The 27,000-nt window shown below is 71.7% G+C and carries 24 protein-coding genes; 14 read left to right on the forward strand and 10 right to left on the reverse strand.

The window, feature by feature from the left end; all coding sequences use genetic code 11:
• Nucleotides 1-28 precede the first annotated feature (28 nt).
• The gene (locus FPT20_RS00615) at nt 29-1,096 is read left to right on the forward strand and encodes an alcohol dehydrogenase catalytic domain-containing protein (protein WP_158861754.1); all 1,068 of its coding nucleotides are present in this window, start codon (nt 29-31) and stop codon (nt 1,094-1,096) included.
• Between the two features lie 16 nt (nt 1,097-1,112).
• On the opposite strand, the gene FPT20_RS00620 is transcribed toward FPT20_RS00615, so the two are convergent.
• Nucleotides 1,113-2,414, reverse strand: coding sequence for a phosphoribosyltransferase family protein (locus FPT20_RS00620; protein WP_158861755.1), 1,302 nt, complete (start codon nt 2,412-2,414; stop codon nt 1,113-1,115).
• Nucleotides 2,415-2,617: 203 nt separating this feature from the next.
• On the opposite strand from FPT20_RS00620, the gene ppsA reads away from it, so the two are divergent.
• From ppsA to FPT20_RS00635, 3 genes are read left to right on the forward strand one after another with little or no spacing between them, the layout of a single operon-like run.
• On the forward strand, nt 2,618-5,029 hold the full coding sequence (gene ppsA / locus FPT20_RS00625) for a phosphoenolpyruvate synthase (protein WP_158861756.1): 2,412 nt from the start codon (nt 2,618-2,620) through the stop codon (nt 5,027-5,029).
• On the forward strand, nt 5,022-5,876 hold the full coding sequence (locus tag FPT20_RS00630) for an SDR family NAD(P)-dependent oxidoreductase (protein ID WP_158861757.1): 855 nt from the start codon (nt 5,022-5,024) through the stop codon (nt 5,874-5,876). The genes ppsA and FPT20_RS00630 overlap by 8 nt, the downstream gene beginning before the upstream one ends.
• Nucleotides 5,873-6,874, forward strand: coding sequence for a 1-phosphofructokinase family hexose kinase (locus FPT20_RS00635; RefSeq protein ID WP_158861758.1), 1,002 nt, complete (start codon nt 5,873-5,875; stop codon nt 6,872-6,874). The genes FPT20_RS00630 and FPT20_RS00635 overlap by 4 nt, the downstream gene beginning before the upstream one ends.
• Nucleotides 6,875-6,877: 3 nt before the next feature.
• Here the strand turns inward: FPT20_RS00635 and FPT20_RS00640 are convergent, their stop codons facing one another.
• Both FPT20_RS00640 and FPT20_RS00645 read right to left on the reverse strand, forming a co-directional pair.
• Nucleotides 6,878-8,848, reverse strand: a complete 1,971-nt coding sequence (locus tag FPT20_RS00640; protein WP_233265330.1) for an erythromycin esterase family protein — start codon at nt 8,846-8,848, stop codon at nt 6,878-6,880.
• Nucleotides 8,849-8,860: 12 nt separating this feature from the next.
• Nucleotides 8,861-10,237, reverse strand: a complete 1,377-nt coding sequence (locus FPT20_RS00645; RefSeq protein WP_158861759.1) for an MBL fold metallo-hydrolase RNA specificity domain-containing protein — start codon at nt 10,235-10,237, stop codon at nt 8,861-8,863.
• A 338-nt stretch (nt 10,238-10,575) separates the two neighbouring features.
• Between FPT20_RS00645 and FPT20_RS00650 the strand changes: the two genes are divergently transcribed.
• Entirely contained in the window at nt 10,576-11,772 is a 1,197-nt protein-coding gene (locus tag FPT20_RS00650; protein WP_158861760.1) for an ABC transporter permease, read from the forward strand.
• 31 nt (nt 11,773-11,803) lie between these two features.
• Here FPT20_RS00650 and FPT20_RS00655 read toward each other — a convergent pair whose 3' ends face one another.
• Together FPT20_RS00655 and FPT20_RS00660 are read right to left on the reverse strand one after the other, a co-directional pair.
• Entirely contained in the window at nt 11,804-12,199 is a 396-nt protein-coding gene (locus FPT20_RS00655) for a hypothetical protein (RefSeq protein ID WP_158861761.1), read from the reverse strand.
• Nucleotides 12,199-13,758: an SLC13 family permease gene (locus tag FPT20_RS00660; RefSeq protein ID WP_158861762.1), complete on the reverse strand. Its 1,560-nt coding sequence runs from the start codon at nt 13,756-13,758 to the stop codon at nt 12,199-12,201. Before FPT20_RS00660 ends, FPT20_RS00655 begins: the two co-directional genes overlap by 1 nt.
• A gap of 114 nt (nt 13,759-13,872) precedes the next feature.
• Here FPT20_RS00660 and FPT20_RS00665 point away from each other — a divergent pair, with 114 nt between their 5' ends.
• The 6 genes from FPT20_RS00665 to FPT20_RS00690 all read left to right on the forward strand — a co-directional run bounded on the left by FPT20_RS00665 (nt 13,873) and on the right by FPT20_RS00690 (nt 20,612).
• On the forward strand, nt 13,873-15,573 hold the full coding sequence (locus FPT20_RS00665; RefSeq protein WP_158861763.1) for an MFS transporter: 1,701 nt from the start codon (nt 13,873-13,875) through the stop codon (nt 15,571-15,573).
• Nucleotides 15,570-17,078 (forward strand): leucyl aminopeptidase family protein, encoded by a 1,509-nt coding sequence (locus FPT20_RS00670; RefSeq protein WP_233265331.1) that lies wholly within the window; start codon nt 15,570-15,572, stop codon nt 17,076-17,078. Before FPT20_RS00665 ends, FPT20_RS00670 begins: the two co-directional genes overlap by 4 nt.
• 91 nt (nt 17,079-17,169) lie before the next feature.
• A complete protein-coding gene (locus FPT20_RS00675) occupies nt 17,170-18,087 on the forward strand; it encodes an ABC transporter ATP-binding protein (protein ID WP_158861764.1) in 918 nt (305 codons plus the stop codon).
• The gene (locus tag FPT20_RS00680; RefSeq protein ID WP_158861765.1) at nt 18,084-18,827 is read left to right on the forward strand and encodes an ABC transporter permease; all 744 of its coding nucleotides are present in this window, start codon (nt 18,084-18,086) and stop codon (nt 18,825-18,827) included. Before FPT20_RS00675 ends, FPT20_RS00680 begins: the two co-directional genes overlap by 4 nt.
• A gap of 16 nt (nt 18,828-18,843) precedes the next feature.
• Nucleotides 18,844-19,998 carry a sensor histidine kinase gene (locus tag FPT20_RS00685; RefSeq protein WP_158861766.1) on the forward strand — a complete coding sequence of 385 codons (1,155 nt, stop codon included), beginning with the start codon at nt 18,844-18,846 and terminating at the stop codon, nt 19,996-19,998.
• The gene (locus tag FPT20_RS00690; protein WP_158861767.1) at nt 19,995-20,612 is read left to right on the forward strand and encodes a response regulator transcription factor; all 618 of its coding nucleotides are present in this window, start codon (nt 19,995-19,997) and stop codon (nt 20,610-20,612) included. Before FPT20_RS00685 ends, FPT20_RS00690 begins: the two co-directional genes overlap by 4 nt.
• Nucleotides 20,613-20,615: 3 nt before the next feature.
• Here the strand turns inward: FPT20_RS00690 and FPT20_RS00695 are convergent, their stop codons facing one another.
• From FPT20_RS00695 to FPT20_RS00710, 4 genes are all read right to left on the reverse strand, one after another.
• Nucleotides 20,616-21,557 (reverse strand): MerR family transcriptional regulator, encoded by a 942-nt coding sequence (locus FPT20_RS00695; RefSeq protein ID WP_158861768.1) that lies wholly within the window; start codon nt 21,555-21,557, stop codon nt 20,616-20,618.
• 45 nt (nt 21,558-21,602) lie between these two features.
• Entirely contained in the window at nt 21,603-21,893 is a 291-nt protein-coding gene (locus FPT20_RS00700) for a DUF2277 domain-containing protein (RefSeq protein ID WP_158861769.1), read from the reverse strand.
• Nucleotides 21,894-21,959: 66 nt separating this feature from the next.
• A complete protein-coding gene (locus FPT20_RS00705) occupies nt 21,960-22,172 on the reverse strand; it encodes a hypothetical protein (RefSeq protein ID WP_158861770.1) in 213 nt (70 codons plus the stop codon).
• Nucleotides 22,169-22,837 carry a sigma-70 family RNA polymerase sigma factor gene (locus FPT20_RS00710; protein ID WP_158861771.1) on the reverse strand — a complete coding sequence of 223 codons (669 nt, stop codon included), beginning with the start codon at nt 22,835-22,837 and terminating at the stop codon, nt 22,169-22,171. Before FPT20_RS00710 ends, FPT20_RS00705 begins: the two co-directional genes overlap by 4 nt.
• 159 nt (nt 22,838-22,996) lie before the next feature.
• Between FPT20_RS00710 and FPT20_RS00715 the strand changes: the two genes are divergently transcribed.
• Nucleotides 22,997-24,142, forward strand: a complete 1,146-nt coding sequence (locus FPT20_RS00715) for a lactonase family protein (protein ID WP_158861772.1) — start codon at nt 22,997-22,999, stop codon at nt 24,140-24,142.
• Between the two features lie 51 nt (nt 24,143-24,193).
• Here the strand turns inward: FPT20_RS00715 and FPT20_RS00720 are convergent, their stop codons facing one another.
• Entirely contained in the window at nt 24,194-24,874 is a 681-nt protein-coding gene (locus FPT20_RS00720) for a DUF2461 domain-containing protein (RefSeq protein WP_158861773.1), read from the reverse strand.
• A 122-nt stretch (nt 24,875-24,996) separates the two neighbouring features.
• Here FPT20_RS00720 and FPT20_RS00725 point away from each other — a divergent pair, with 122 nt between their 5' ends.
• Nucleotides 24,997-25,716 (forward strand): ABC transporter ATP-binding protein, encoded by a 720-nt coding sequence (locus FPT20_RS00725; RefSeq protein ID WP_158861774.1) that lies wholly within the window; start codon nt 24,997-24,999, stop codon nt 25,714-25,716.
• Complete coding sequence (locus FPT20_RS00730) at nt 25,713-26,999, forward strand: ABC transporter permease (protein WP_158861775.1); 1,287 nt, start codon at nt 25,713-25,715, stop codon at nt 26,997-26,999. Before FPT20_RS00725 ends, FPT20_RS00730 begins: the two co-directional genes overlap by 4 nt.
• The last annotated feature ends 1 nt before the right edge of the window (nt 27,000 follow it).

Raw genomic sequence — 27,000 nt, forward strand, 5'->3', positions numbered from 1 at the left:
GGGCGGCATCACCGGAGGGAGCACCGCCATGCGCGCAGCCGTCGTCACCCAGTTCCATGAGCCTCTCACGATCGAGGACCGTCCGATCCCCGCACCGGGACCCGGGGAGGTGCTGGTCCGGCTCGAGGCGTGCGGCCTCTGCCACACCGACATCCACGCCATCGACGGCGACTGGCCGGTCAAGCCGGCGCTGCCGTTCGTGCCCGGCCACGAGGGCGTCGGCATCATCGAACGGCTCGGCGACGGCGTGAGCACGCGCATCCTCGGGCAGCGGGTGGCGCTCCCGTGGCTCGGTCACGCGTGCGGGGAGTGCCGCTACTGCGTCGACGGGCGCGAGAACCTGTGCGAGCAGCAGTACAACACCGGCTACTCGCGCGACGGCGGATACGCGGAGTACACGCTCGCCGACGCCCGCTTCGCCGTTCCCGTCCCCGAGGGGATCCACCCGATGGAGGCGGCCCCGCTCACCTGCGCCGGCGTCACGACCTACGCGGCCGTCAAGGCGGCCCGGGTCGTCCCGGGCGAGCGCGTCGCGGTCTTCGGCATCGGCGGCCTCGGCCACCTGGCGATCCAGTACGCACGGCTGGTGGGTGCCCAGGTCGTGGCCGTCGACGTCAGCGAGGAGAAGCTCGACCTCGCGGTCGAGCTGGGGGCGGATCACGCCGTCAACGCGCACGACGTCGACCCGGCGGAGGCCATCCGGCATCTCGGGGGCGCCGACGTGGCGATCGTGCTCGCCGTCGCCCCGGGCGTCTTCGACCAGGCGTTCCGCTCGCTCAACCGGGGCGGGCGGCTCGTCCTGGTGTCCCTCCCGGCGGGCGGGAGCTTCACGGTCCCCGTCTTCGACACCGTGCTCCGGGGCATCTCGATCATCGGCTCGATCGTGGGCACCCGGCAGGATCTCGCCGAGGTGTTCGCGCTGCACGCAGCTGGCCGCACGCGCGTCGTGGCCGCGCCCCGCGACATCCGCCAGGTGAATCGCGCGGTCGCCGAGGTGCTCGCCGGGGAGGTGCCGGCGCGGCTCGTGTTCGTCTACGACTCCGCGCTCCCCGTGGAAGAGCCGTCCAGCGCGGCAGAGGCGTCGCGCGAGGGGTGACCGGCCGCCGAGCGGCTCAGGCGGGCTTCCCCGTCGGGACGAAGTGGTCGGCGAACCATGACGACGCGAGGCGGGCGACCTCCTCCAACGCGCCGGGCTCCTCGAAGAGGTGCGTGGCGCCGGGAACGATCTCGAGCCGCGTCGGGCAGTGCATGCGCGACTGGGCGAGCCGGTTGAGCTCGAGCACCTCGGTGTCGGCGCCGCCGACGATGAGGAGGGTCGGAGCGCGCACCCGTCCCAGACGGTCGCCGGCCAGGTCCGGGCGTCCGCCGCGCGAGACGACGGCCGTGACGCTCGATCCGGGCTCGGCGGCCGCCGTGAGCGCCGCCGCCGCTCCGGTGCTGGCACCGAAGTACGCGGCCGGGAGGTTCGCGGTGGCCGCCTCGTCGCGGGCCCACCGGGTGGCGACGCCGAGCCGCTCCGCCAGCAGGTCGATGTCGAAGACTAGCCGGCGGTCGTGCTCCTCCTCCGTGGTCAGGAGGTCGAGGAGCAGCGTGGCGATGCCGCGGCCGTTCAGCACCGACGCGACGTACCTGTTGCGGGGGCTGTGGCGCGAGCTGCCGCTTCCGTGGGCGAACAGCACCAGGCCGACCGGGTCCTCCGGGACGGTGAGCGAGGCGGCCAGCTCGGCCGACCCCGACCGCACGGTGACCTCCGGGTCGGACGCGGCCGCCCAGGACCCGGACGGCGCCGCGGCGGCCCGGGCGAGCAGCCGGACGACGTCCTCGTCGTCGGTCTGCGTGAAGTCGCGGTACGCCTGGCCGACCGCGAAGTACTCCTCGGGCTGCTCGAGGCAGACGACCTCGTCCGCTTCCGGGACGCGTGCCTCCGCCTCCACGGGCCCGACCGGTGCGGCGAGCACGACCCGTGCTGCGCCGAGCGACCGCGCGACGCGGCAGGCCGCGCGCGCCGTGGAGCCGGTGGCGATGCCGTCGTCCACGATCACGACCGTGCGGTCCGTCAGCGACAGGGGAGGCCGCCCCTCCCGGAAGCGGCGGCTCCGGCGTTCCAGCTCCGCCCGCTCCCGGCGCTCGACCGCCTCCACCTCCTCCGGAGGCACGCCCGTCATACGGAGCACGGCGTCGTCGAGGAGCCGCACGCCGCCCTCGCCGATGGCGCCCATCGCGAGCTCCGGCTGGTAGGGCACCCCCAGCTTGCGGACCACGAGGACGTCGAGCGGCGCGTGCAGCGCCGCCGCCACCTCGTAGGCGACGGGGACCCCGCCGCGCGGCAGGCCGAGCACGACCGGATGCTCCGCAGCAAGCGGCCGGAGGCGCGCCCCCAGCCGGCGCCCCGCCTGCGACCGGTCCGCGTACATGGTGCATCGCCTCCCGCCCCCGAACCTACGGTGCGGCCGGGTGCGGCAGGAGGGCCGGAGGTCCCGTCCTCCGCGTCCCCTGCCGTCCCGGGGGCGCGGCAGCGGGTCGAAAGCCCCTGTCCGCCCGGGCGTCCCCGGCCGTAGCGTGCCGCCGATGGCGCCCTGCGCCGTGGTGCGCCGCGGCCGACGATCGGAGGAAGCCCGTGGACGAGTACGTGGTGTGGTTCGAGGAGGTCGGGGTCGGCGACGTCCCGCGGGTGGGCGGCAAGAACGCATCGCTCGGCGAGATGATCCGGTCGCTGTCGACCGCGGGCATCCGGGTGCCGGGGGGCTTCGCGACCACCGCCTCCGCGTACCGGGCGTTCGTCGCGGCGAACCGGATCGAGCCAGCCATCCGGGAGCACGTCGCGCAATATCGCGCGGGGACGATCACGCTCCGGCAGGCGGGGGAGGCGCTGCGCCGGCTGTTCCTCGCGGGCGAGTTCCCGGCCGACATCGCCGAGGCGATCGTGGCGACCTACCGGGCCCTGGGGGAGCGCGCCGGGTCGGCCGCTCCCGCGGTGGCTGTGCGCAGCAGCGCGACCGCCGAGGACCTGCCGGAGGCGAGCTTCGCCGGTGCGCAGGAGACGTTCCTCAACGTTACGGGCGAGCGGGACCTGATGGATGCGTGCCGGCGGTGCTACGCCTCTCTGTTCACCGACCGGGCGATCAGCTACCGGGAGGTGCGCGGCTTCGACCACCTCCAGGTCGCCCTCTCGATCGGGGTCCAGACGATGGTCCGGTCGGACCTCGGCGGGTCCGGGGTCATGTTCTCGATCGACACCGAGACCGGCTTCCCGGAGGCCGTCGTCATCAGCGCAGCCTGGGGTCTCGGCGAGCTGGTCGTGCAGGGCTCGGTCGACCCCGACCGGTACCAGGTCTTCAAGCCGCTGCTCGACGAGCCCGGCGCCCGGCCGATCATCGAGAAGTCGCTCGGCGGCAAGGCCCACAAGATGGTCTACGGCGGGGGCGGAACCGCCCGGACCCGCACGATCGACACCCCGGTGCGCGAACGGCGGGCCTTCGTGCTGAGCGACGACGAGATCCTGCTCCTGGCCCGCTGGGCCCGGTCGGTGGAGGAGCACTACGGGCGCCCCATGGACATGGAGTGGGCGCGCGACGGCGCGACGGGCGAGCTCTTCCTCGTGCAGGCGCGACCCGAGACCGTCCAATCGGCGAAGAGCGGCTCGGTCTTCACGCAGCATCACCTGACGGGCACGGGGCCCCTGCTGCTCTCCGGCGCGGCGATCGGCGACTCCATAGCGACCGGGACGGCCTGCGTGATCCGCGACCCGTCCCAGATCGCGCGGTTCCGTGACGGCGCCGTGCTCGTCGCCGAGATGACCGACCCGGACTGGGTCGCGATCATCGCGCGGGCGTCGGGCATCATCACCGACCACGGAGGCTCGACGAGCCACGCCGCGATCGTCGCGCGCGAGCTCGGCATCCCCGCCGTCGTCGGCACGGGAACGGCGACCGAGACGCTCGAGGACGGCCGGACGGTCACCCTCTCGTGCGCCGAGGGCGACATCGGCCACGTCTACGACGGCGAGCTCGCCTTCGAGACCGAGGAGATCGACCTCGCCCGGGTGCCCGCGACCCGGACTCGGGTGTGCGTCAACGTCGCCAGCCCGGACGCGGCGTTCCGGTGGTGGCGCCTCCCGACGGCCGGGGTGGGGCTGGCGCGGATGGAGTTCATCGTCAACACCCTGATCGGCATCCACCCGATGGCGCTGGTGCACCCCGAGCGCGTGACCGATGAGTCGGACCGGGCGAGGATCGCCGAGCTGACCCGCGCATTCGACGACCCGAGGGAGTTCTTCGTCGAACGGCTCGCCCTCGGTATCGCCAAGCTGGCGGCGCCGTACCATCCGCACGATGTCGTGGTCCGGATGAGCGACTTCAAGGCCAACGAGTACGCGCACCTCCTCGGCGGATCCTCCTTCGAGACGCCCGAGGAGAACCCGATGCTCGGCTTCCGCGGCGCCTCCCGCTACTACGACCCGCGCTACCGGGAGGGATTCGCGCTGGAGTGCGCGGCCGTGAAACGGGCACGGGAGCGGATGGGGTTCGCGAACATCATCCCGATGGTGCCGTTCTGCCGGACGCCCGGCGAGGCCGACCGGGTGCTCGACGAGATGGCCGCGAACGGGCTGGCGCGGGGGGAGGCGGGCCTGCGGGTGTACATGATGTGCGAGATCCCCTCCAACGTGATCCGCGCCTCCGAGTTCGCCCGGCGCTTCGACGGCTTCTCGATCGGCTCGAACGACCTCACCCAGCTCGTGCTCGGCGTCGACCGCGACTCCGAGCAGCTGGCGGCCCTGTTCGACGAGCGCGACGCCGCCGTCGAGTGGATGATCGCCGAGGCGATCCGGAAGGCGCACGAGGCGGGCATCCCGATCGGGATCTGCGGGCAGGCGCCCAGCGACCACCCCGATTTCGCCGCCTTCCTCGTCGCGAACGGCATCGATTCGATCTCGCTCAACCCGGACAGCTTCCTGCGGACGGTGGGGCCGATCGCCCAGGCGGAGGCGCTCAGCGCTCCGGCCGCGGAACCCGTGATGCCGCGTGGCTAGGCGACGGTCGCTCTACGGCCGCGTCGCCGTGGTCACCGGGTCGACGCGCGGCCTGGGCTTCGCGCTGGCGCGCGAGCTCGGGAGGAACGGGGCGATGGTGGTCCTCGCCTCCCGGTCCGAGACCCACGTCGCTGCGGCGGTCCGGGCGCTCCGCGACGAGGGGCTCGAGGTGTCGGAGGTGCGCTGCGACACCCGGGAGCTCGACGACGTGGAGGCCCTCCGGGACCACGCGCAGCAGCGGGGCCGCCTCGACATCTGGGTCAACAACGCGGGTGTCGCGGGCGTCTACGGGCCGACCGCGTCCACCCCGGTCGACGACTTCGAGCGGGTGATCCGCACCAACATCGTGGGCACCTTCCACGGGGCGCGCGTGGCGCTGCCGGTCTTCCTCGAGCAGGGATCCGGCGACCTCGTCAACCTCTGGGGGCAGGGGGACAACGGACCCGTCGCCATGCAGAACGCCTACGCGTCGAGCAAGCGCTGGGTGCGGCAGTTCACCGAGACCCTGCAGCGCGAGACGAAGGGCACGCCGGTCCGGGTGCACGGCATGAACCCGGGCCTCGTCATGACGGACCTGCTGGGACACGTCACAGCGCAGGCGGGATACGAGCGGCGCCTCGCCGCGCTCCCGATCGTGGTGGCGCTCTGGGGCCAGACGCCGGCCGTCGCGGCTCGTCCGATCGTCGGGCTCGTGACCTCCCGCCGGCCCGTGTACCGCGATCTCTCCGGAGCGGGGCTCGTCGTGCGCGGCCTCCGCAACGCCCTGTCCGGGCGACTCCGTGAGGAGAACCGCATGGCGCTCGAGGTGACCACGGTGCCGCGACAGGAACGGCTCCCGGTGCGATGACGGGAGGTCCGGGAGCCCAGCAGATCGTCACGCTGACGATCAACCCGGCGCTCGACGTGAGCGCCTCCACCGACCGCGTGATCAGCGGGCACAAGCTCCGGTGCAGCGCGAGCCGGCTCGACCCGGGCGGAGGCGGCGTCAATGTCTCCCGGGTCGTGCGCCGGCTCGGCGGCCGCACGCTGGCGGTCTACACGGCCGGCGGCCCGGTGGGGGAGGCGTACCGGCGCCTGGTCGACGCCGAGCGGGTCCCGAGCCTGGTCGTCCCCATCCGCGGAGGCACCCGCCAGAGCTTCACCGTCGACGAGGCGTCGACCGGCGAGCAGTACCGGTTCGTCCTCGGTGGCCCGGAGCTGGACGCCGACGAGTGGGAGGCGTGCCTCGACTTCGTGGGCCAAGCGGCGACCGCGGGAGGGTACGTCGTCGCCAGCGGCAGCCTCCCGCCCGGTGTGCCCGACGACTTCTACGCCCGGGTGGTGCGCCTCGCACGCGATGTCGGTGCCTTCTGCATCGTGGACGCGACAGGGGCTGCGCTCGCGGCGGCGCTCGCCGAGCGGCCGTTCCTCGTGACACCCAGCAGGCGCGAGCTGGAGGGGCATGTCGGCTCGGCGCTCGACAGCGAACGAGCCGAGCGGGAGGCGGCCGGCGCGCTGATAGCGCAGGGGGCCGCCGATCATGTGGCGTTGACGCTCGGCGACCGGGGCGCGGTGCTCGTGTCGGCGGAGCGCGTGATGCGGCTGCCGGCCCCTCATGTGACGGCTGCCAGCACGGTCGGCGCGGGGGACAGCTTCGTCGCTGGGTTCGTGCTGCGGCTCGCGCAGGGGAGGTCCCTCGATGACGCCTTCCGGACGGCGGTCGCCGCCGGCAGCGCCGCGGTCTCGATGCCGGGGACCGAGCTGTGCCACCGGACCGACGTCGAGGCGCTGGAGGCAGCGCTCGGCCCGGTCGAGACCGTCCCCGTCGGCGGCGTCGACGCCGTCGGCAGCGTCGACGCGCTCTGACGGTCAGAACCCCGTCGGCTCGGTCTCCAGTTCCGGCGAGACCGGCTCGGCCTCGTGGCTGAGCGGCGTCAGGGCCGTCGTCTCGGGGATCCAGATCAGGGCGTCGTACCGCCGGCCCATCACGGTGGGCACGTAGTTCCCCGCTTCGCGCCGCGGGTCGTAGACGACGCCGACGGCGCGGTGGCCGCGCTCGCGCGTCAGCCACTCGCGGCCGGTCGCCGCGGCGAACGAGAGGACCGCTGGGCCGGTCAGGGTCCGGCCCAGAAGATCCTCGTGGCTGCCCGCCCGGGCGCCCGGCAGCCGGTACGCCGTCTCGGTCGATCCCCACGACCGCGCGGCGAGCACCGTCCCGCGTCGGGTCGCGAAGCCCAGGAGGAACACGTCGTCGAGGCCGTGGCGCTCGCGCAGGAGCTGACCGATGTTGACCATGCCGTCGCCGCCCATCGTGGTTCCGCGCGCATCGCCGACGTGCGTGTTGTGCGCCCAGATGACGCCCTTGCTGCCCGGGCCCGTGTGCTCCGCCAGCCGATCGGCCGTGTCCGCCATGTGGATGTCGCGGACGTTCCACGAGTCGCGGTCCCCGCGCAGCATCACGCGGTAGTAGTGCTCCGCGTCGGCCGCGACGAGGGCGTTCTGGAGCACGTCCAGCCGGGACTCGTCGTCCTCGAACCCCGGGGTCGGCAGTCCGGCGCGCTCGCGGACGCTGGTCAGGAGGGCGACCACGTCCGGCTCGCATGACCGCGGGACGAGCCGGGTCGCCCAGGCGTACTCCTGCGGGTCCTCCCCGTACGGCTCGAAGCAGCGCCAGGCGCGCAAGGCTCCGGGGAGGTCGTCCGGCGCGTTCGCCGCCAGCCAGTCGATCACCGCCTCGAGCGACTCCCAGAGCGAGTAGACGTCGAGCCCGTAGAAGCCGACGCGCTCCTCCGCCGGGCGCGCCATGTTGTACGTGTGCAGCCAGTCGAGGAAGTCGGCCACGTCGGTGTTGGCCCACATCCAGCGCGGCCAGCGATCGAACTCGCGGAGGAGCTCGCGGGCGTCCCGCCACTGCTCGACGTGGCCGCGCACCCAGCGGTCGATCCGGAAGCAGTCCGGCCAGTCCCCTTCGACGCCGATCCACCGGACGCCGTCCCCCTCGATCAGGCGCTTGGTCAGCGCCGCCCGCCACGCATAGAACTCGTGCGTGCCGTGGGAGGCCTCGCCGAGGCAGATGAACCGCGACCGCGCCGCCCGGCGGGCGAGCGCCTCCAGGTCGTCGGCGGTGGTCAGCGGGGCGGCGAGCTCGATCACGTCCTCGGCCGCCTCGCGGTCCTGCGGGTCGCCCGGCTCCGCACGGCGGCGCACCGGCCGGAGGGACGCCTCGCGGAGGAGCCGGACGACCTCCGAGTCCGGCGTCGGCGCGAAGTCGCGGTAGTAGTCGCCCACCGCGCGGAAGCCCGCGGGGAGCAGCACGCAGGAGAGCCGGTCCGCATCCTCGAGCTCCTCCACCGCGCCGGGAGCGATCACGGGCGCGGCGATGACGATCTCGCCGGCGCCGAGGCGGCGGGCGACGAGGGCGGCGACCCGTGCGGTCGCGCCGGTGGCGATCCCGTCGTCGACGATGACGGCCGTGCGCCCGCGCAGGTCGACGGGAGGCCGTCCCTCCCGGAACATCGCGAGCCGTTCCTCCAGGGTGCGGCGCTCGGTCCGCTCCGCGTCCTCGATCTCCTGCTCCGAGATCCAGCCTCGCGACACGATCGTGGGGTTCAGGACGCGCGCGCCGCCCTCGCCGATCGCCCCCATGGCGACCTCGGGCTGGCCCGGGAGACCCAGCTTGCGGACGACGATCACGTCGAGGGGGAGCTCGAGAGCCTCGGCGACCAGCGCGGCGACCGGGACGCCCCCTCGGGGGAGCCCGAGGACCACCGACTCGGATCCGCGCAGATCGATCAGGCGCTGCGCGAGCTGGTGTCCGGCCTGGATGCGATCCGCGAACATGGTGTCTCCTTCTCAGGGCTGAGTCGTGGCCGCCGCGTCGACCGTCTCGCCGAAGTCCGGCACCCGGGCGTGCCAGCCGAGTTCGCGGGCGATCCGGATGCGGAGGGCGTCCGACGCGCCCGGCTCGCCGTGCGTGAGGTAGACCGCCCGGGGCGCGGCCGGGGCCGTCCGCAGCCAGTCGATGAGCTGGGATGCGTCGGCGTGGGCCGAGAGCATCTCGAGGCTGTGCACCCGGGCGCGGATCGGGACGTCCTTGCCGTAGATCCGCAGCGACCGTTCGCCCCGTTTCAGCGCGGCGCCGCGGGTCCCGCCGGCCTGGAAGCCGGTCAGCACGATCGCGTTCCGCGCGTCGGGGCCGTAGGCGGCCACGTGGTGCAGAACGCGGCCGCCCTCGAGCATGCCGCTCGCCGAGATGATCACGGCCGGACCGCCGCGCAGGTTGAGCAGCTTGGACTCGTCGACCGAGCGGACGAGTGTCGCCAGCCCGTACATCGCCCGGAACTCGTCGGGCCGGAGGCGGTGCTCCTGCGGGTAGCGCGCATAGATCTCGGAGGCGTCGACGGCCATCGGGCTGTTGAGGAACACGGGCACCGCGGGGATGGCGCCGCGGGCGCGGAGCCGGCTGAGATGCAGCAGCAGCGTCTCGGCGCGGCCGACGGCGAACGCGGGCAGCAGCACCACGCCTCCGCGGCCGCAGACGTCGCTGACGATGCGGCCGAGCTCCTGCGCGGCGTCGACCGCGGGATGGATCCGGTCGCCGTAGGTGGACTCGCACACGAGGACGTCCGTCGCCTCCAGCGCACGGGGCGGCTGCATCAGAGCGTCGTCGACGCGGCCCAGGTCGCCCGTGAAGTGCAGTCGGCCGTCGGTCGTCGTGATGAGGGCCTGCGCGGCGCCGAGAATGTGGCCGGCGGGCGCGAACCGGACCGTGACCGCGCCGACGGTGAAGCGCTCGTCGAACGGATGGGGCTCGAACCGGGCGAGGGCCGCCTCCGCGTCCGCCTCCGTGTACAGCGGCTTCGGAGGCGAGTGCTTGGAGGTGTGGTGCCGGTCCGAGTACTGCGCCTGCTCCTCCAGCAGACGGCCGCTGTCGCGGAGGACCAGCCGGCTGAGCTCCAGCGTGCCGTAGGTCGAGTGGATGCGGCCGCGGAAACCGTCGCGCACGAGGGCCGGAAGGTAGCCGGTGTGGTCGAGGTGCGCGTGGGTCACGATGACGGCGTCGATCTCGGCGGGGTCGATGGGGAACGGACGCCAGTTGCGCTCGCGCAGCTGTTTGTAGCCCTGGAACAGTCCGCAGTCGACGAGGATTCGCGACGCCTCCGACTCGAGGAGGTAGCGCGACCCGGTGACCGTGTCCGTGGCGCCGAGGAAACGCAGTGTCGTGGTCACGGGGCCTCCGCATCTGGGACCGGTATCGGGCGGCGCCCTTGCGCCGCCCGGTACCGAGCCTCCCGTTCACGACCGCGGGCGAGCAGGGTCGAAAGACCCGCGCGGGGCTTTAGGCCCTGTTGGAGGTGATCGCCTGTGCGACATCCTTCAAACGTGGCCGCCGGAGCGTCCCGCACCCGCGATCGAAGTGGGGCGGATGGAACCCCGGCGACCGGACCTGCGCCGCGCTAGGGGGGCCTGTGCGGCGCAGGTCCACTCACGCCCTCAGGAGCCGAGCGACCGCAAGACCGGCTAGGCTTCAATATGTCACATGTGACATGGATACGAGAGGGGTGGGCGTGAGTCGCGCAGCACTCGGCGTGGTCACGCGGTTCGAATTGACCCGCACGCTCCGGAAACCGCAGTTCTGGGTCACCGCCCTGCTGTTGCCCGCGATCATGGCGGCTGCCGTGCTGATCGTCGCATGGGCAGGAGACGCGCGGCCCGAGGCGACGAAGCCGGTCTCCTTCGAGTACCGCGACCACTCCGGACTGATCTCCGAGACCGTCGCCTCGGCCCTGGGAGGGTCTCCCGCCCGGTCGGGCGCGCAGGGGCGGGCGCAGGCCGGAGAGATCGACGCATACATCGTCTTTCCCGTCGATCCGCTCCGCGAGCCGGTCACGATCGTTGCACAGGACCGGGGAATCATCGCCAACGGCGACTACGCCGCCGTGGCGGGCCAGCTCTTCACGGCCAGCGTCGACGCCACACTCGACTCCCCGAAGACTGTGGAGCTGGTTCGGGCGACCCCGCGAACCCAATTGAGCACGTTCGCTGCGGGACAACCAGCCGCAGGACTCGGAGCCATGATCGTCCCCGGTCTGCTGGCCATCCTGCTGGTGCTGATCGTGTCCCTGCTGGGCAACCAGATGCTCAACTCCACCGTGGAAGAGAAGGAGAACCGCATCAGTGAGATGCTGCTGGTCTCCCTTCCCGCCAGAGCGCTGATCATGGGCAAGATCCTGGCCCTTGCGCTGGTCGGTCTCATCCAGATCGGCATCCTCGCCGTCGGGTGCCTGATCATCTACATCTCCACCTCTTCGTGGCTGAAACTCGACGCGATCGGGATCACGACGGTGACGCTCGACCCTGTCCGCATCGGCGTCGGGCTGCTCCTGCTGGTCGGTGGGGTGCTCGTGATGACCGGGCTCCTCGTCCTGATCGGCGCGGCCATGCCGACCGCCAAGGATGCCGCCCCGAACTACACCGGGGTGGTCCTCTTCACGATCGTTCCGCTGTACCTGATCTCAACCATCCTGGTTAGCCCGAACAGCCCGGTGATACACGTCCTCACCTACTTCCCCCTGACGGCGCCGATGACGGCCTTGCTCCTCAACGCCACCGGCGCCCTCCACCCACTCGTCGGCGTCGGCATCGGTCTCGGCCTTCTGCTCATCGGAGCCGTGATCCTGCAGCTCGCGATCCGGACATTCCAACGCGGCGTCCTCCAGTTCGACCGTCCCCTGCGCCTGAAAGATCTCGGCGGCAGCGCCTAGGCACTTCTGAAGTGCCCCTCCACCAGGCTCGTCACGCGCCGTCGCGGGGCAGCAGGCGCCGCACACCGCCGCGTGCCAGCATCAGCACCACGATGAGCAGTGTCACCGAGAAGAACCCTCCGAGGTGGACCGCGTCGCCGAACACCAGATCGACGAGCTCGAGCACGAGCAGTTTGCTGCCCGGAAGCACGAGGAGCAGCGCGATCACGTTGACCGCTCGCACCCAGGCCCTCCCCGCCCCGCGGATCCGCGCGACGATGCGCTTCTTGACCGTGAGCACGACCTCCAGCACCGCTTTCAGCAGGACGGCGGTCAGCAGCGCGATGAGGAAGGTCTCGGAGATCACCTGGGGGAAGAGCTGGATGAAGACGCCGAGCACGACGAGGTAGACGAAGACGTCGACGAGGTCGACCGCACGGACGCGCATCAGAACGGCCAGATCACCGGCACCAGGGCCACGGCGACGACGAGGAACAGCAGCAGGAGCGGCAGCCCGAGCCTCCAGTAGTCGGTGAACCGCAGGCCGCTCGGACCCATGACCATGAAGTTCGCGGGCGTGGCGACCGGCGTGAGGAAGGCTGCGGCGCAGACCACCGCCATCGCCATGAGGAACGGCAGAGGCGAGACGTGCAGCGTCGCCGCGACCGAGACGGCGATCGGGGCGATGATCAGGGCGGTCGCGGTGTTGCTGATCAGCTGTCCGAAGACGGCCGCCACAACACACAGTGCGGCGAGCACAGCGGTCGGCCCGGCGCCTCCCACCCAGCCGATGAGCGCCGTGGCGATCGCTGCCGCCGTGCCGGTCTGCGTGATCGCGGTCGAGAGCGGGATCATCCCGGCGACGAGCAGGAGGGTCGTCCACGAGATCGACCGGTGCGCGCGCTCCACCGAGACCACCCGGGTGAGCACCATCGCGCCGGCGGCCAGCAGGCCGGTCACGGCGGGAGGGAACACCCCTGTCGCCAGGAGCACGACCATCGCCCCGAGGATCACGAGCGCTGTCCATGCCCGCCAGCCGAGCGGGGCCGCCTGGCGCCGGATCGCGTCCGGCTCGTCGACGACGAGCACGTCCGGGTCGGCGAGGTTGGCGTCCAGGTGCTCCCAGCGGCCCTCGAGCAGCAGCACGTCGCCGGGCTCGAGGAGGGTCTCCGCGTCCACCTGCTCGCCGCGGCGCTGCACCGCGAGCAGCACCAGGTCGCCGCTGTCGGTCACCATGCCGGGGAAGGCCCGCGAGCCGACGAGCGCGGATCGGGGCGGGACGAGCACCTCGGCGACACCCGCGTCGGCGCCGATCAGCGCCTCCCGGTCGAGTGACGGGTAGTCGCGCACCAGAGTCCGCGTGTGCTCGCTGAGGTCCTTGCTCATCGCGGTGGGCGTTCGGTCAGGGATCAGCCGCCTCCCGAAGAGGATGCACAGCACCGCAGACCCGATGAGCAGCGGCACCCCGACGAGGGCGAACTCGAAGAACCCGAACGGCCGGCCCGCCGACGCGGCGGCGTACTCGCTCAGGAGCACGTTGACCGGGCTTCCGGTGAGTGTCAGCAGCGAGCCGGCGTGCGCGCCGAACGCCAAAGGGAGGAGCAGCCGCCCCGGCGCCACCGAGATCCGGGAGGCGATCACCACGACGACCGGCAGCAGCGCGGCGACCGCGCCGTTGACGCTGATCAGCGCCGAGAGCACGGCGACCACGGCCATGACGAGGAACGTGAGACGCCGCGCCTCCCCGCCGCCACTATGCACGAGCTGCCGTCCCGTCCAGGCCGTGAGGCCCGACGAGTCGAGGCCCTCCGACACGACGAACAGCGAGGCGATGAGGATGACGGCGGGGTCGGCGAAGCCTGCGAACGCCTGCTGCAGGTCGAGCACCCCGGTGGCGAGCAGCGCGAGCGAGACGCCGACGGCCACGAGCCCGGTCGGGATGCGCCCGCTCAGGAACGCGACCACCGCAAGCAGCAGGATGACCACGGTGATGGCCGAGGCGCTCATGGGCGCACCCTAGCAACGCCCCGCCGCGGAAAGAAGCCTTTTTTGGACGGCCCGCCCGCGCCATACTGAGCGCACCCGGTGAGCCACCCGGCCGGCCCGGCGGAGGGAGAACCGTTGAGCGCAGAACCGTTGAGCACCGAGACGACCGCGGCGCGGACCAGCTGGCTCCCCCTGGTCATCGTGGTCCTCACCCAGGTCCAGGCGTCCTTCGCCGTCAACGCCCTCACCGTCTCGATGGCGGGGATCACGCACGACCTGCGGATCGCGGCGACGAGCGTCGGCACCGCGATCACGGCCGGCACGTTCGCGATGGCGGCGTTCATCCTGCTCGGGGCGAAGGTCGGCTCGCGATTCGGCAGCAAGGGCGTGTTCCAGATCGCCGTGACCGTGCATGCGCTCGCGATGCTCGGCGTCGCCCTGGCGCCCAACGGGACCGTGCTGTTCGTCGCCCAGGCCGCCTCCGGCGCGGTGATCGCGCTCATCGCGCCGGCCCTGACGGTGTTCATCGCGACGAACTACCACGGGAGGCAGCAGGCCACCGCGATCGGTCTGCTCGCGGCGGCCATCCCGCTGGCGGGCGTGCTCGCGCTGCTGATCGCCGGGACGTTCGCGACCACGATCGGGTGGCGGTGGTCGTTCCTCCTCATGGTGGCGCTGGGTGCGATCAATCTGGCGCTCAGCACGACCCTGCGTCGCGTGCCGTCCCAGCCCCTCCTCTCGATCGATTGGACCGGCGCGATCATCGCCGCCGTCTCGATCATCCTGCTCAGCTTCGGTTTCAGCGGTCTCGAGCCGTGGGGTCTCGTCATCGCGTCCGACGGGGCGCCGTTCAGCGTGCTCGGCCTGTCGCCGGCGCCGATCCTCGTGATCCTCGGACTGATCGGCGGCCAGCTGTTCTTCGTGTGGATCCGGCGACGTCAGAAGGCGGGCCGGCCGCGGATCTTCGACCTGCGCGTGCTGCGGTCGCGCTCCGAGCTGGCGATCACCGCCTGCATGGCGATCATGCTGTTCGTCGGCACCGCGGCGAACTTCCTCATCCCGCTCTACATGCAGGTGGTGCAGGGGCTCACCGGCATCGAGACGAGCTTCTCGATCATCCCGTACACGATCTCGATCTTCCTCGCCTCCACGTTCGTGGCGACGCTGTACGGCAGGTTCTCGCCGCGCCAGCTCGGCGCCGCCGGTTTCGTCGTGGTCGCGCTGGCCCTCGCGCTCCTGGCCTTCGCCATCCGCAACGAGTGGGGTCAGGCGCTCGTCGTCATCGGGCTCGTGCTGCTCGGCCTCGGCCAGGGCTCGATTGTCGCGCTCGTGTTCAACACCCTCCTGTCGCGCGCGCCGAAGCAGCTGGCGGGCGACGTCGGCGCGTGGCGCGGTCTCGTGCACAACCTGTCGGGGAGCGTCGGCATCGCCGTCATCAGCGTCTTCGCGGTGAGCGTGCTCACCGGACTCGTGGCCGCGCAGGCGCAGGACCATCCCGAACTGCGGCCCGCGCTCGTGGCCCAGGTCAACCTCGACAACGTGAACTTCGTCACCAACGACCACCTCAAGGACGTGCTCTCGAAGACCGACGCGTCGGCGTCGGAGGTCGACGCAGCGGTCGGGATCAACGAGAACGCCCGCCTGCAGGCCCTCAAGATCTCGCTGCTGTCGCTGGCCGTCCTGTCGCTGCTGGCGATCGTGCCCGCGACCCGGATGCCCGACAAGCTGCGCGACGAGCTCCCGGAGCAGGTGGAGCCCGACGACCCCGACGCCGTCGTGGATGACGACGAGGACAACGACGACGAACTCTCCACTCAGAAGCAGGAGGCCCGATGATGCCGGCACGACGGCCCGAGAAGCTCATCCCCGACACGTTCACGCCGGTGCCGTCCGTCGCGTGGCTGGAGGCGCTCGACATCGGCGTCGGCGACGGATCCGGTGGCGATCTCGACGCGCTCGGTCTCGCGATCTGGGAGGGCGGCGACGCGCCGGCCGAGCTGGAGTTCGACCTGGCTGCGCTCGAGCGGGCCGGGTTCACCGGCAAGAAGGGAGAGACGCTGGTCGTGCCGCAGGCGTCGGGGCCGGCCGTCGTGCTGGTCGGCGCCGGCCCCGCGGGGGAGGCGTCTCCTGCGACGCTGAGAGACGTGGCGGCGGCTTTCGCGCGGGCCACCGCACGGCACGCTCGGATCGGCCTCCGCGTTGAGGGCCGCGGCGGGGTCGACGCGACGGCCGCCGCGCGCGCTCTCATCGAGGGTGCCGTGCTGGCCCGCTATCGCTACCGCGTCCTTCGCGCTGAGCACAAGGAGGCGGTGCTCACCCGTCTCGAGCTGGCGCTGCCCGGGGCGGACGCCGCCGAGGTCGACCGTGGTGTGGTGGCCGCCGTGGCGTCGGTCCGCGCCTCCTGCGTCGCGCGCGATCTCGCAAACACGCCCCCCGGTCACCTGACCGCCGTCGACCTGGCCGCGGTGGCCGCCGAACTCGGCGCCTCCTTCGGTTTCACCGTCCAGGAGTTCGGCCGCGAGGCCCTGATCGAGCTCGGCTGCGGGGGCCTCCTCGGGGTCAACGCCGGCAGCGCGGAGGAACCGCGCATGATCCGGCTGAGCTACGGCAGCGGCGCCGGCCGCAGGCTCGCCCTGGTAGGCAAGGGCATCATGTACGACTCCGGTGGGATCTCGCTGAAGCCCTCCGACCCGATGCACCTCCTCATGAAGATGGACATGGGAGGCGCGGCCGCCATCCTCGGGGCGTTCACCGCGTTCCGCGATGTCGGGGTGGACGCCGACGTGTCGGCGTGGCTGATGTGCACCGACAACATGCCCTCCGGCTCGGCCTACAAGCTCGGCGACGTGCTCACCGCGCGCGGGGGCAAGACAGTGGAGGTGAAGAACACCGACGCCGAGGGCCGCCTCGTGATGATGGACGGACTCGTGCTCGCGACCGAGTGGGAGCCCGACGCCATCGTCGACATCGCCACGCTCACGGGCGCGGCGCTCATGGCGCTCGGCCCGCTGACCGCGGCGCTGTTCGCCAACGACGACACCCTCGCCGGGCGCGTGACCGAGGCCGCCGCCTCCACCGGCGAGCAGCTCTGGCGCCTCCCGCTGGAACGCGGCTACCGCAAGCAGCTCGACTCCGACATCGCGGACATCTCGAATCTCGGCGGACCCTACGCCGGAGCGACGACCGCCGCGCTGTTCCTCGACGAGTTCGTCGCGGGCCACCCTTGGGCGCACCTCGACATCGCCGGCACCATGCAGTCGGCGAGCGACGACTCGTGGAGGGCCACTGGGGCCACCGGGTACGGGGCGCGGCTGCTCGCCGACCTGGCGGCGCGGTTCTGACGGCTGCTCCCGTCGGTCCATGACAAATGTCAGGCCGACAAGCCGCCGGTCGGCATAATCGTCTATCCCGCGTCGGAGCCAGCATGGATCCATGAACAGCGCACCGGCTCTCCGGCTGGAGGGTCTCAGCAAGACCTTCGGCCCTCTCACCGCCGTCGACGACCTCACCCTGAGCATCGAGCCGGGGGAGGTGGTCGCCCTGCTCGGCCCCAACGGGGCCGGCAAGTCCACCACCATCGACCTCGCCCTCGGCCTGTCCACCCCGACGCGCGGTTCGGCTGAGCTCTTCGGCCTCCCGCCGCGCTCGGCGATCGCGGACGGCCGGGTGGGCGCGATGCTGCAGGGAGGCGGTCTGCTGCCCACCCTCACCGTCGCCCAGTCCGTCGCCCTCGTCGCCTCGGTGCACAAGCGCCCGCTGAGCGTCGACGATGCGCTGGAGCGCGCCCGGTGCGCGGACATCGCCGGTCAGCGGGTCGCGAAGCTGTCGGGCGGCCAGCTGCAGCGCGCACGCTTCGCGGTCGCCGTCGTCTCGAACCCCGATCTGCTCATCCTCGACGAGCCCACCGCGGCGATGGACGTGGAGGCCCGCCGCGTGTTCTGGCGTTCCATGCAGGAGTTCACGTCTCAGGGCCGCACGGTGGTCTTCGCGACGCACTACCTCGACGAGGCCGACGAGTACGCCGACCGGATCGTCATGCTGGCCGGAGGGCGCCTGGTCGCCGACGGGACGCCCACCGAGATCAAGGCGGTCGTGTCGGGCCGCCGCATCCGGGCCACGATCGGGTTCGAGTGGACGCCCGAGTCCGCAGCCTCGATCGCTGCGCTCCCCGGCGTTCGCACGGCGGACGCTCGGGGAGCGCAGCTCACCATCGCGAGCGAGGACTCCGACGCCACGCTGCGCGCACTGCTGGCCGGCCATCCGGACATCCATGACATCGAGGTCACCTCGCACAGCATGGACGATGCCTTCCTCGCCCTCACCGAGACCGGGAACGGAGTCCGCTCATGAATCTCACCTACATCCGACTCGAGTCCTGGCGGCAGCTGAAGAACGCCAGGAGCATGGTCTTCAGCCTGGCCGTCCCGATCGTCATGCTCTTCGCGTTCGGCGGCGCCTACGGCGGCAGCGGCGCCGTCGACCCCTCGACCGGGCTGCCCTGGCTCGTCGTGCTCACCATCCAGATGTCCGCCTACGGGGCGATGGTCGCCGCGCTGGGTCAGAGCTTCAGCATCGTCACGGAGCGCTCCATCGGCTGGAACCGACAGCTGCGAGTCACCCCGCTCACGGGCACGGGCTACCTCGTCTCGAAGGTGATCGCGGCCATGGCGGTGGCGGCGATGTCGATCGTGGTCATCGACGCGATCTCCGTGATCGCGCTCCGGACGCCCCTCCCTCCTCTCGGCTGGCTGTTCGCGGGGCTCGCGATCTGGTGCGGAGTGATCCCGTTCGCCCTCATCGCGATCGTGATCGGCCAGGTCGCCAAGCCCGAGTTCGGCCAGCCGCTCTTCACGGTCGTGTTCATGGGGCTGTCGCTGCTCGGCGGCCTGTGGGTGCCGCTCCAGATCTTCCCCGCGTGGGTCTCGGGCGTCGGCCGGGCCGTCCCGTCGTATTGGCTCAATCGTCTCGGTCAGATGGGGGCGCACCAGTCCGGGGACATCCTGTCGCCCGCGCTGGTGCTCGCGGCCTGGACCGTCGCCCTCGCCGCGTTCATCGTCTGGCGCTACCGCCGCGACGCCGCCCGCGCGTGACCCGCGAGCAGCTACAGTGACGGACGTGGAGGCGGTGCTGAGCGATTCGGGGAGCCGGTCGTGGTGGGCGAACGCCCGGGCGAGCATCCTCAGCCGCAACGCGCGCGGCTGGTACTTCGGCTCCATCTTCGGTCTCGTCTACCAGGTGCTGATCTACATCGCGGTCTGGGAGTCGCCGGGCTCGGTCGGCTCGAAGGTGACGGTTTCCGCGATCCTCCTCGTCTTCTACGCGCTCTTCCCGATCCTCCCGCCCATGCTGTGGTGGGCTCCGCTGCGCCAGCGCGTCATCGGCATCATCGCCTACTGGGTGTTCGCCGCGGCCGTCCTTCCGCTCCTCGGCTGGGACGGCCTTTGGCTGTTCACGCTCGTGGCTGCCGTGGTCGGGACGCTGTGCGAGGAGGTCAAGGTCGCGGCGGCGTTCACCGCCGCGCTCGCCGTGGTCCCTCTGGTGCACGGATTCGCGACCGACTTCTCCGACTCGGCGTCGCTCAGCTGGATCTTCATCGTCGCGATCGCCTCCATGATGTTCACGCTCACCCGGCAGATCCGGACCGTCAGGGAGCTCCGCGAGGTGCAGGCCGAGGTGGCGCGCCTCGCGGTGGTGGAGGAGCGCAACCGCTTCGCCCGCGACATGCACGACGTGCTCGGCCACTCGCTGACCGTTGTGTCGGTCAAGTCGGAACTCGCCCGTCGCCTGCTGGCCGCCGATCCCGATCGTGCTCAGGAGGAACTGGCCGATATCCAGCGCCTCACCCGGTCCGCGCTGACCGATCTGCGCGCCGCTGTGGCCGGCTACCGGGAGGCGGACCTGGCCACCGAGCTCGACGCGGCGCGCGCGGCGCTGGCGGCGGCCGACATCGCGGCGGTCCTCCCTCCCGACGGCGACGCCGCGGCACCCGAGCTCCGCGCCCTGTTCGCCTGGGTGCTCCGCGAGGGCGTCACGAACGTCATCCGCCACTCCGACGCCCGCACCTGCTGGGTCCGGCTGACCCGCTCCGAGCTCACCGTCGAGGACGACGGGACGGGCATCGCGCCCGAGGCGCAGGGGACCGACGGCGGCAGCGGTCTGCGCGGCCTCCGCGAACGGGCGGAGGCGGCCGGCGCCGCGCTCGAGATCGCTCCCAGCCCCCACGGCGGTGTCAGGCTGGCCGTCCGGAGGCGGGCGTCGTGAGCGATCCGGTCCGCATCCTCATCGCCGACGACCAGGCTCTGATCCGGGGCGCCCTGGCGGCGCTCCTCGACCTCGAGCCCGATCTGCGGGTCGTCGCGCAGGTGGGTCGCGGCGACGAGGTCGCGGCGGCGGCCCGGCGGACGGAGGCGCAGGTCGCCCTGCTCGACGTGGAGATGCCGGGGCTCGACGGCCTGTCCGTGGCCGCGCAGCTCCGCGACGAAGTGCCCGCGTGCCGGTCCCTGATCGTCACGACCTTCGGGCGGCCCGGGTACCTGCGCCGGGCGATGGAGGCGGGAGCGAGCGGCTTCATCGTCAAGGACACACCCCCGGACCAGCTGGGGGACGCGGTCCGGCGCGTCGCCGCCGGCCTCCGCGTCGTGGACCCGGCGCTCGCCGCCGAGTCCCTCGCGGCGGGCGCGTCGCCGCTCACCGCCCGCGAGACGGACGTGCTGCGGGAGGCGAGGCTCGGCGGGTCGATCGCGGACATCTCGCACGCCCTCCACCTCTCACCGGGAACCGTCCGGAACCATCTCTCGAGCGCGATCGGGAAGACCGGGGGACGCAACCGGTCCGACGCGGCCGCGATCGCGGCCGAGCACGGGTGGCTGCTCTGACGGCTACACCGGGTTCTCGCGCAGCCAGGCGAGCACCTGCTGGGCGTGCGTGTTCGGCGGGAAGATCGGGTAGAAGACGTGCTCGATCCGTCCCTCCCGGATCACCAGGGTCAGCCGCGCGTACAGCCGGTCGTGGCCCTCGGCGGCGAAGGTCGGCAGGCTGAGCGCGTCGGCGAGGAGGAACTGCTCGTCCGAGAGCATCGGGAACGGCAGCCGGAGCCGATCGACGACCTCCGCCTGGTAGTCGGTGTGCTGGCTCGACATGCCGAAGACCGCAGTGACGCCCTCGGCGGCGAGTTCGTCAAAGTGGTCGCGGAAGTCGCACGCCTCGGTCGAGCAGCCCCGCGCGCCCGGTATGGCGTCCCACCCCTCGGGCAGGTCGACGCCGGGGCGGCCGGTCAGCGGATACAGGTACACGATCGCGCGGCCGCCGGCGAGTCGCCCGAGGTCGATCTCGCGTCCGTCCGTCGCGCGGAAGGCGAGCGACGGCAGGGCCCTGCCGGGCAGGTGCGCCGCGGCGCCGTCGTCCTCCGGGACGGGCAGCCCGGCAGGCAAGGTCGTGTAGTCGGTCATGGGTCTCTCCTCCGTGAAGGTGCGGGAGGCGCCCGCGTCGAGACGCTCGACGAGCAGGGCGCGGCGGGCTCGGAGGGTCGCGATGATCTGATCGATCTCGGTGATGCTGTCGCGATACGCCGCGAGCGACGACACGCAGTCGTCCCCGTGGTCGTGGCCCGACGCGAGGCACTCGAGGAAGGGGGTGGACTTGCGCGCGCTGATGCCCGTCGCCGCGAGCCCCCGGATCTCGAGCACGGCGCGGAGGTGGCTCTCGTCGTACTCGCGGTACCCGTTCGACGACCGGCCGGGTTCGAGCAGGCCCAGCCGCTCGTAGTACCGCAGCGCCTTGGGCGTCACGCCCGCCCGCTGCGCCAGCTCACCGATCCTCATCGCACCCTCCGGGTCCGACCGTAAACCCTGTCCCGCCGGTCAAGGTCAAGCCGTGCGGATCCTCACCTCGCGCTCCATGCGCTTCTCGTGGCGCTCGCGGCCCTTCGCCGCCTCCAGCTCACGGCTCTTCGGCGGGGCGTTCGTGACGAGCTGATCGAGCATCCTTCGGGTCGCCTGCGCGATCTCGTCGATGGCCTGCTCGAACGCGGGCGTGTTCGCGCGGGAGGGATGCGTCGACCCGCTCACCTTGCGGACGAACTGGAGCGCCGCCTCCCGGACCTCATCGTCGGTGGTGGGCGGCTCGAAATTGTGAAGGCAACGGATGTTCCGGCACATGCGCCGACGATATCCCCGGAGGGCGGGATGGCGCACCCCTGTCACGGCGCTGCGCCGGGAGCAGACTCAGCCGCGGAGCGCCGCGAGCAACCCGTCGAAGTCCTGCCCGCAGGCTGGGCAGCGCTTGAGGTGGATGGCGACGCCCGGGTAGCGGGCGGCCGCATCCGCACCCGAGAGCACGAGCTCGGCGTAGACGTGCATCAGCGACATGGTCTTGGAGCAGCCCGCGTCCGCACGGTCGGTGCGGAGGAAGTCGCCCACGCGCGATCGAGCGCTCATGTCACCTCCCGCCGGTCGTCGTCCAGATAATGATGAGTGACAAGGTAGCCCCGCAACTTTCGTCTCGCGTCGAAGAGCGTCTTGTAGAGGGCGCCCCGGGTGGTCTTCCGCGTGACGGCCAGCGCCTCTAGGGGCACGCCATTGACCACCACGGCGAGGAGCACCTCGCGCTGGCGCCGCGTCAGGACGGTCTCGATCGCGTGCTGGAGCGCCGCAAGCAGGTCTCGGGCCACGCCCTGCTCCTCCGGGCTGATCCCCAGGCGGTCCGGGAGGCGCTCCCAGCCCGCCGCGTCGAGCGACACCGCCGGGTGGTTCCAGAAGTGACGGCCGACCTTGCTCGACACCTCGAAGATCGCGAACGTGTACGCCCAGGTCGTGAAGCGGCTCTCGCCGCGGAACTCGTGCAGGCGCCGCAGGACGCCGATGACGGCATCGGCTGCCGCCTGGTGCGCGATGTCGTCCAGCTCGGGGCCTGAGAACGGGAGGGACGCCGACCGCCGGCGCAACTCCCCGCGCGCGACGCCGAGCAGCATCCGGTACAGGTGCTCCTCGGCGGAACGCTTCGCCGCGCCGCCTCCGGTCAGCGCGCGCCGCCATGCATCGGTGTCGGCCGGAGGGTCCGACGACGATCGCCGCAGCGCTGGCGTCGTGTCTCCGGCATCCATGCGCCGATGCTACCTGCGCCTCCCCGCCCGAGCCCCGGATCAGGATGCACCGGTTTCGTAAGCATCGGCCGTCTCTCGTCACTAACGGGTCGAGCGCGCACGCTGCGCTCGTCGGGCGGAGCCGGTCCGGAGCCGCCCGCGATCGATCGAAGGAGAATCATGAGAACCGCTCTTCGTCTCGCCATCGGGTCGGCAGCCGCGCTCGCCGCTGCGGCCCTGTTCGCCTCCCCGGCGCTCGCCGCGCCAGCCCATGCCGACGACCAGGACCTCGCCGGGCACGCGTCGTCCGTCGTCTTCGCCCAGACCGACGGGGTCGCCGGCAACGCGATCGTCGCCTACGACCGGTCGCCCGACGGCTCCCTCCATCAGGCCGGCACGTACCAGACGGGTGGCCTCGGGGGAGTGCTCACCGGGTCCGTCGTCGACCATCTCGCCTCTCAGGGATCACTCGTCTACGACCGAGGACTCCTGTATGCCGTGAACGCGGGAAGCGACACGGTCACGGTGTTCGCCGTGCACGGCGACCAGCTGGTGCGCCGCGAGGTCATCTCGTCGGGAGGCGCGTTCCCTGTGAGCGTGACGACTCACGGCAACCTCGTCTACGTCCTGAACGCGCGGTCCGGCGGGTCGGTGCAGGGATACGTCCGCGTGGCGGACTTCCTGGTGCGGGTCCCGGTCTGGAACCGACCCCTCGGTCTCGACCCCACGGCGACGCCCGAGTTCACCCACACTCCCGGTCAGGTCGCTTTCACGCCTGACGGCTCCAAGCTCGTCGTGACGACGAAGGGCAACACCAGCGCGATCGACGTCTTCGGCGTCAACCCGCTCGGCGGACTGACTCAGCAGCCGGTCGTCAACGTGGAGGCAGGAGCCGTGCCGTTCGCAATGAGCTTCGACGCTGGAGGGCACCTCCTCGTGGCGGAAGCCGGGACGAACTCCGTCGCCAGCTTCACTGTGAACGCCGACGGCACTGTGACCCCGATCGCGACGGCCGCCACCGGCCAGGGCGCCACGTGCTGGATCGCCCGCGACGGGTCGTTCTTCTATGCGTCGAACGCAGGCAGCGGCTCGCTCTCCGGCTATGCGGATGCCGGGACCGGGTCGCTGACCGCTGCCGGGACGACCGCGACCGACGCGGGGACCGTGGACGCCTCGGCGACCCCGGACGGTCGCTTCCTCTACGTCGAGGCCGGTAAGGCCGGGATCGTCGACGGCTTCCGCGTCAACGCGGACGGATCGCTGACGAGCACCGGATCCGTCGTCGTGCCGGGCGGCGCGGGCGGCGAAGGAATCGTCGCACTCTGACCCGGGAGGCTCCGCGGACCGGGCCCATCGGGTCACCGGTCCGCGGGGCCTTCACTGACGAGATCGCGGAGACCGCGCCTCGCGTGCGTGGCCCTCGAGGTCCGGAGGCACCGCGTCACCCAGCCATTCGTTCCAGCGGTCGGCGGACCGCCAGAGTCGCGTGATCGTGTCGAACGCCTCGACCGACTCCAGCCACGGGCCCGGTGGGAGATGGGTCGAGATCGACAGCCGGGTCAGGCGGAGCAGGTCCAGGCGGGGATGGTCGCGGGGGAAGCCCCGGGGAGCGGTCTTCAGCCGAGACCCTTCGTCGGGCAACAGGCCGTCCTGGGCGCGCTCGGCGAGTTCCGCCTCCACATCGGAAGCCGTTCGGGAGTCGTCGACCAGCTCGCGGAAGCGACGGAGCTCTGCCGGCGAGGGCTGCCATCGGCCTCCGGCGATCGTGACCCCGGCCGCCCCGAACTGCGCGTAGAGGACTCCGCCGGGTCGGGAAGCGGCGAAGCTGCTGTGCTCTTGATAGGGACGCTTGTCGGCCGAGAAGCGAACGTCGCGATACGGCCGGAAGCGCTTGATGGGCCCGAAGACCTGCTCCAGGTCGCCGACCAGCCGGTCCATGGGCTCGTCGACGTCACGGCGGTACCGCTCCAGGTTGGCCTGCCACCAGGCGCGGTCGTTGTTGCGGCCGAGCTCGTCGTAGAACGCGAGCATCGCCGACGGGAACCCCTCGAAGCCCATGCGGTCCTCCTGTGCTGGATGTGTCGGCGCGGTCTCAGTGTCTCTCGTCAGGGTATCCGCGTGGCCTCCCGGACAAGCCAGGAGTATAGGCAGTTACTGCCTATTTAAGTTACAGTGTTCGCATGGATGCATCTCACGCAACGCAAACAGAGCAGCCCCTGATCGAGGCTCGGCGGCTCTCGAAGTGGTACGGAAAGGGCGACGGCCGGTTCCAGGCGCTCGACGGCGTCGACCTGCGGATCGAGCGCGGGGAGTCGGTGGCCATCGTCGGGAGGAGCGGCTCGGGCAAGTCGACGCTCATGCACCTGCTCGCGCTCCTCGACCGGCCGGACGAGGGGGCCGTGCTCATCGACGGGGCCGACGCCTCCGGGCTGCCGAAGCGCGAGGTCGATCGGCTGCGGAACCGCCGCTTCGGCTTCGTCTTCCAGCAGTTCTTCCTCACTCCCGGCGCGTCGGTGCTCGAGAACGTGACGCTGCCCCTGCTGATCGCCGGAGTCCCCCCGCGGGAGCGCAGACAGCGGGGTATGGAGGCGCTGGCCCGCTTCGGACTGGCCGACAGGGCGTCCAACCGAGCGACGGATCTCTCCGGCGGTCAGAAGCAGCGGGTCGTGCTGACGCGTGCGCTCGTCGCCGAGCCGGACATCGTCTTCGCGGACGAGCCCACGGGCAACCTCGACTCGGCCACAGGCGCCGTCGTCGAGGACGAGCTGTTCGCGCTCAACCGGAAGCAGGGGATCACTCTCGTCGTGGTCACCCACGACGCCCAGCTGGCGGCGCGCTGCCGGCGGCAGGTCCACGTGGGCGACGGGCGCATCGTCGAGGCGCTGGAGGCGGCGGCATGAGGACTACCGACCTGATCCGTTCGGCGCTGTCCAGCACCTTCCGAAGCAAGCTGCGGACGACGCTCACCGTTCTCGCGCTGTTCGTCGGCGCGTTCACCCTCACCCTGACGACCGCCCTCGGCGCGGGGGTCTCCGACTACGTCACCAAGCAGGTCGCCTCCCTCGGCGCGGGGGACGTGTTCCTCGTATCGAAGGCGTCGGCCGCCGGCAACGCGACCGGGCCTGAGAGATACGACCCCGAGAGCTCCGGCCCGTCGAGCGGGACGGGCAACCCGCTGACAGGTTCCACGCAGACACTGACGGACGGCGACATCGAGACGCTGCGGTCGATCGACGGACTCACTGACGTCCATCCCGTATCTCCGGTGGCGATCGACTGGATCCAGGCGGCCGGCGGTGCCAAGTATCGGTTCTCCATCGCGCCGACCTCCTCCATCGGGCGTTCCGACCTCGCGGCGGGTCGCCAGCTCCACGGCGGGAGCACTGACCCCGAGCTGGTCCTCCCGAAGGAGTACGTGGAGGCGCTGGGGCTCGGGAGCCCCGCGGACGCCGTCGGGCGCGCGGTCGTGCTGGGCTTCACGGACGTCCTCGGCAAGCAGCACCAGATCACGGCGACGATCGTCGGGGTCTCGAACGCGAGCCTCCTCAGCGCGGGCGCGGGCGCGAACGCCGCCCTGGTCGACGCGATCGCCGCCGAGCAGAAGGCGGGCTCGAGCGCACCCGACCGCTATCAGGTCGCCGTCGCGCACTTCCCGGCGGCCGCCTCCCCCGAGAGCATCGACGCCCTGAAAGCCGAGATCGCACGCAAGGGCATGTCTGCTCAGACGATCCAGGATCAGCTCGGCGTCATCCAGACGGTGATCAGCGGCATCACCGGGGTGCTCAACGCCTTCGCGGTGGTCGCGCTGCTCGCCGCGGCCTTCGGGATCGTGAACACGCTGCTGATGAGCGTGCAGGAGCGCACGCGAGAGATCGGCCTCATGAAGGCGATGGGCATGGGCGGCGGCCGCGTGTTCGCGCTCTTCAGCCTGGAGGCGGCGATCATCGGCCTGCTCGGCAGCGCCCTGGGCGTCGTGGTCGCCGTGCTGGTGGGCCTGCCGGTGAACTCGGCGCTCGCCGCGGGGCCGCTCAAGGGCCTGGAAGGCCTGCGGCTCCTCCTCTTCCAGCCGTCCGGGATCGTCGGCGTCATCATCCTGATCGTGCTCATCGCTTTCCTCGCCGGGACGCTGCCGGCGCGTCGGGCAGCGCGGAAGGCGCCGATCGACGCGCTCCGCTACGAATAGT

Origin of the sequence: Leifsonia sp. AG29, from assembly GCF_009765225.1 — a bacterium.
Lineage (GTDB): Bacteria > Actinomycetota > Actinomycetes > Actinomycetales > Microbacteriaceae > Leifsonia.

Excerpts from the sequence above, each read along its gene's own strand:
- FPT20_RS00675 (WP_158861764.1), top strand. The coding sequence starts at position 17,170 with ATGAACAGCGCACCGGCTCTCCGGCTGGAGGGTCTCAGCAAGACCTTC.
- FPT20_RS00620 (WP_158861755.1), bottom strand. The coding sequence starts at position 2,414 with ATGTACGCGGACCGGTCGCAGGCGGGGCGCCGGCTGGGGGCGCGCCTC.
- FPT20_RS00635 (WP_158861758.1), top strand. The coding sequence starts at position 5,873 with ATGACGGGAGGTCCGGGAGCCCAGCAGATCGTCACGCTGACGATCAAC.
- FPT20_RS00670 (WP_233265331.1), top strand. The coding sequence starts at position 15,570 with ATGATGCCGGCACGACGGCCCGAGAAGCTCATCCCCGACACGTTCACG.
- FPT20_RS00680 (WP_158861765.1), top strand. The coding sequence starts at position 18,084 with ATGAATCTCACCTACATCCGACTCGAGTCCTGGCGGCAGCTGAAGAAC.
- FPT20_RS00695 (WP_158861768.1), bottom strand. The coding sequence starts at position 21,557 with ATGAGGATCGGTGAGCTGGCGCAGCGGGCGGGCGTGACGCCCAAGGCG.
- FPT20_RS00615 (WP_158861754.1), top strand. The coding sequence starts at position 29 with ATGCGCGCAGCCGTCGTCACCCAGTTCCATGAGCCTCTCACGATCGAG.
- FPT20_RS00710 (WP_158861771.1), bottom strand. The coding sequence starts at position 22,837 with ATGGATGCCGGAGACACGACGCCAGCGCTGCGGCGATCGTCGTCGGAC.
- FPT20_RS00660 (WP_158861762.1), bottom strand. The coding sequence starts at position 13,758 with ATGAGCGCCTCGGCCATCACCGTGGTCATCCTGCTGCTTGCGGTGGTC.
- FPT20_RS00730 (WP_158861775.1), top strand. The coding sequence starts at position 25,713 with ATGAGGACTACCGACCTGATCCGTTCGGCGCTGTCCAGCACCTTCCGA.
- FPT20_RS00700 (WP_158861769.1), bottom strand. The coding sequence starts at position 21,893 with ATGTGCCGGAACATCCGTTGCCTTCACAATTTCGAGCCGCCCACCACC.
- FPT20_RS00655 (WP_158861761.1), bottom strand. The coding sequence starts at position 12,199 with ATGCGCGTCCGTGCGGTCGACCTCGTCGACGTCTTCGTCTACCTCGTC.
- FPT20_RS00715 (WP_158861772.1), top strand. The coding sequence starts at position 22,997 with ATGAGAACCGCTCTTCGTCTCGCCATCGGGTCGGCAGCCGCGCTCGCC.
- FPT20_RS00720 (WP_158861773.1), bottom strand. The coding sequence starts at position 24,874 with ATGGGCTTCGAGGGGTTCCCGTCGGCGATGCTCGCGTTCTACGACGAG.
- FPT20_RS00640 (WP_233265330.1), bottom strand. The coding sequence starts at position 8,848 with ATGTTCGCGGATCGCATCCAGGCCGGACACCAGCTCGCGCAGCGCCTG.
- FPT20_RS00705 (WP_158861770.1), bottom strand. The coding sequence starts at position 22,172 with ATGAGCGCTCGATCGCGCGTGGGCGACTTCCTCCGCACCGACCGTGCG.
- FPT20_RS00725 (WP_158861774.1), top strand. The coding sequence starts at position 24,997 with ATGGATGCATCTCACGCAACGCAAACAGAGCAGCCCCTGATCGAGGCT.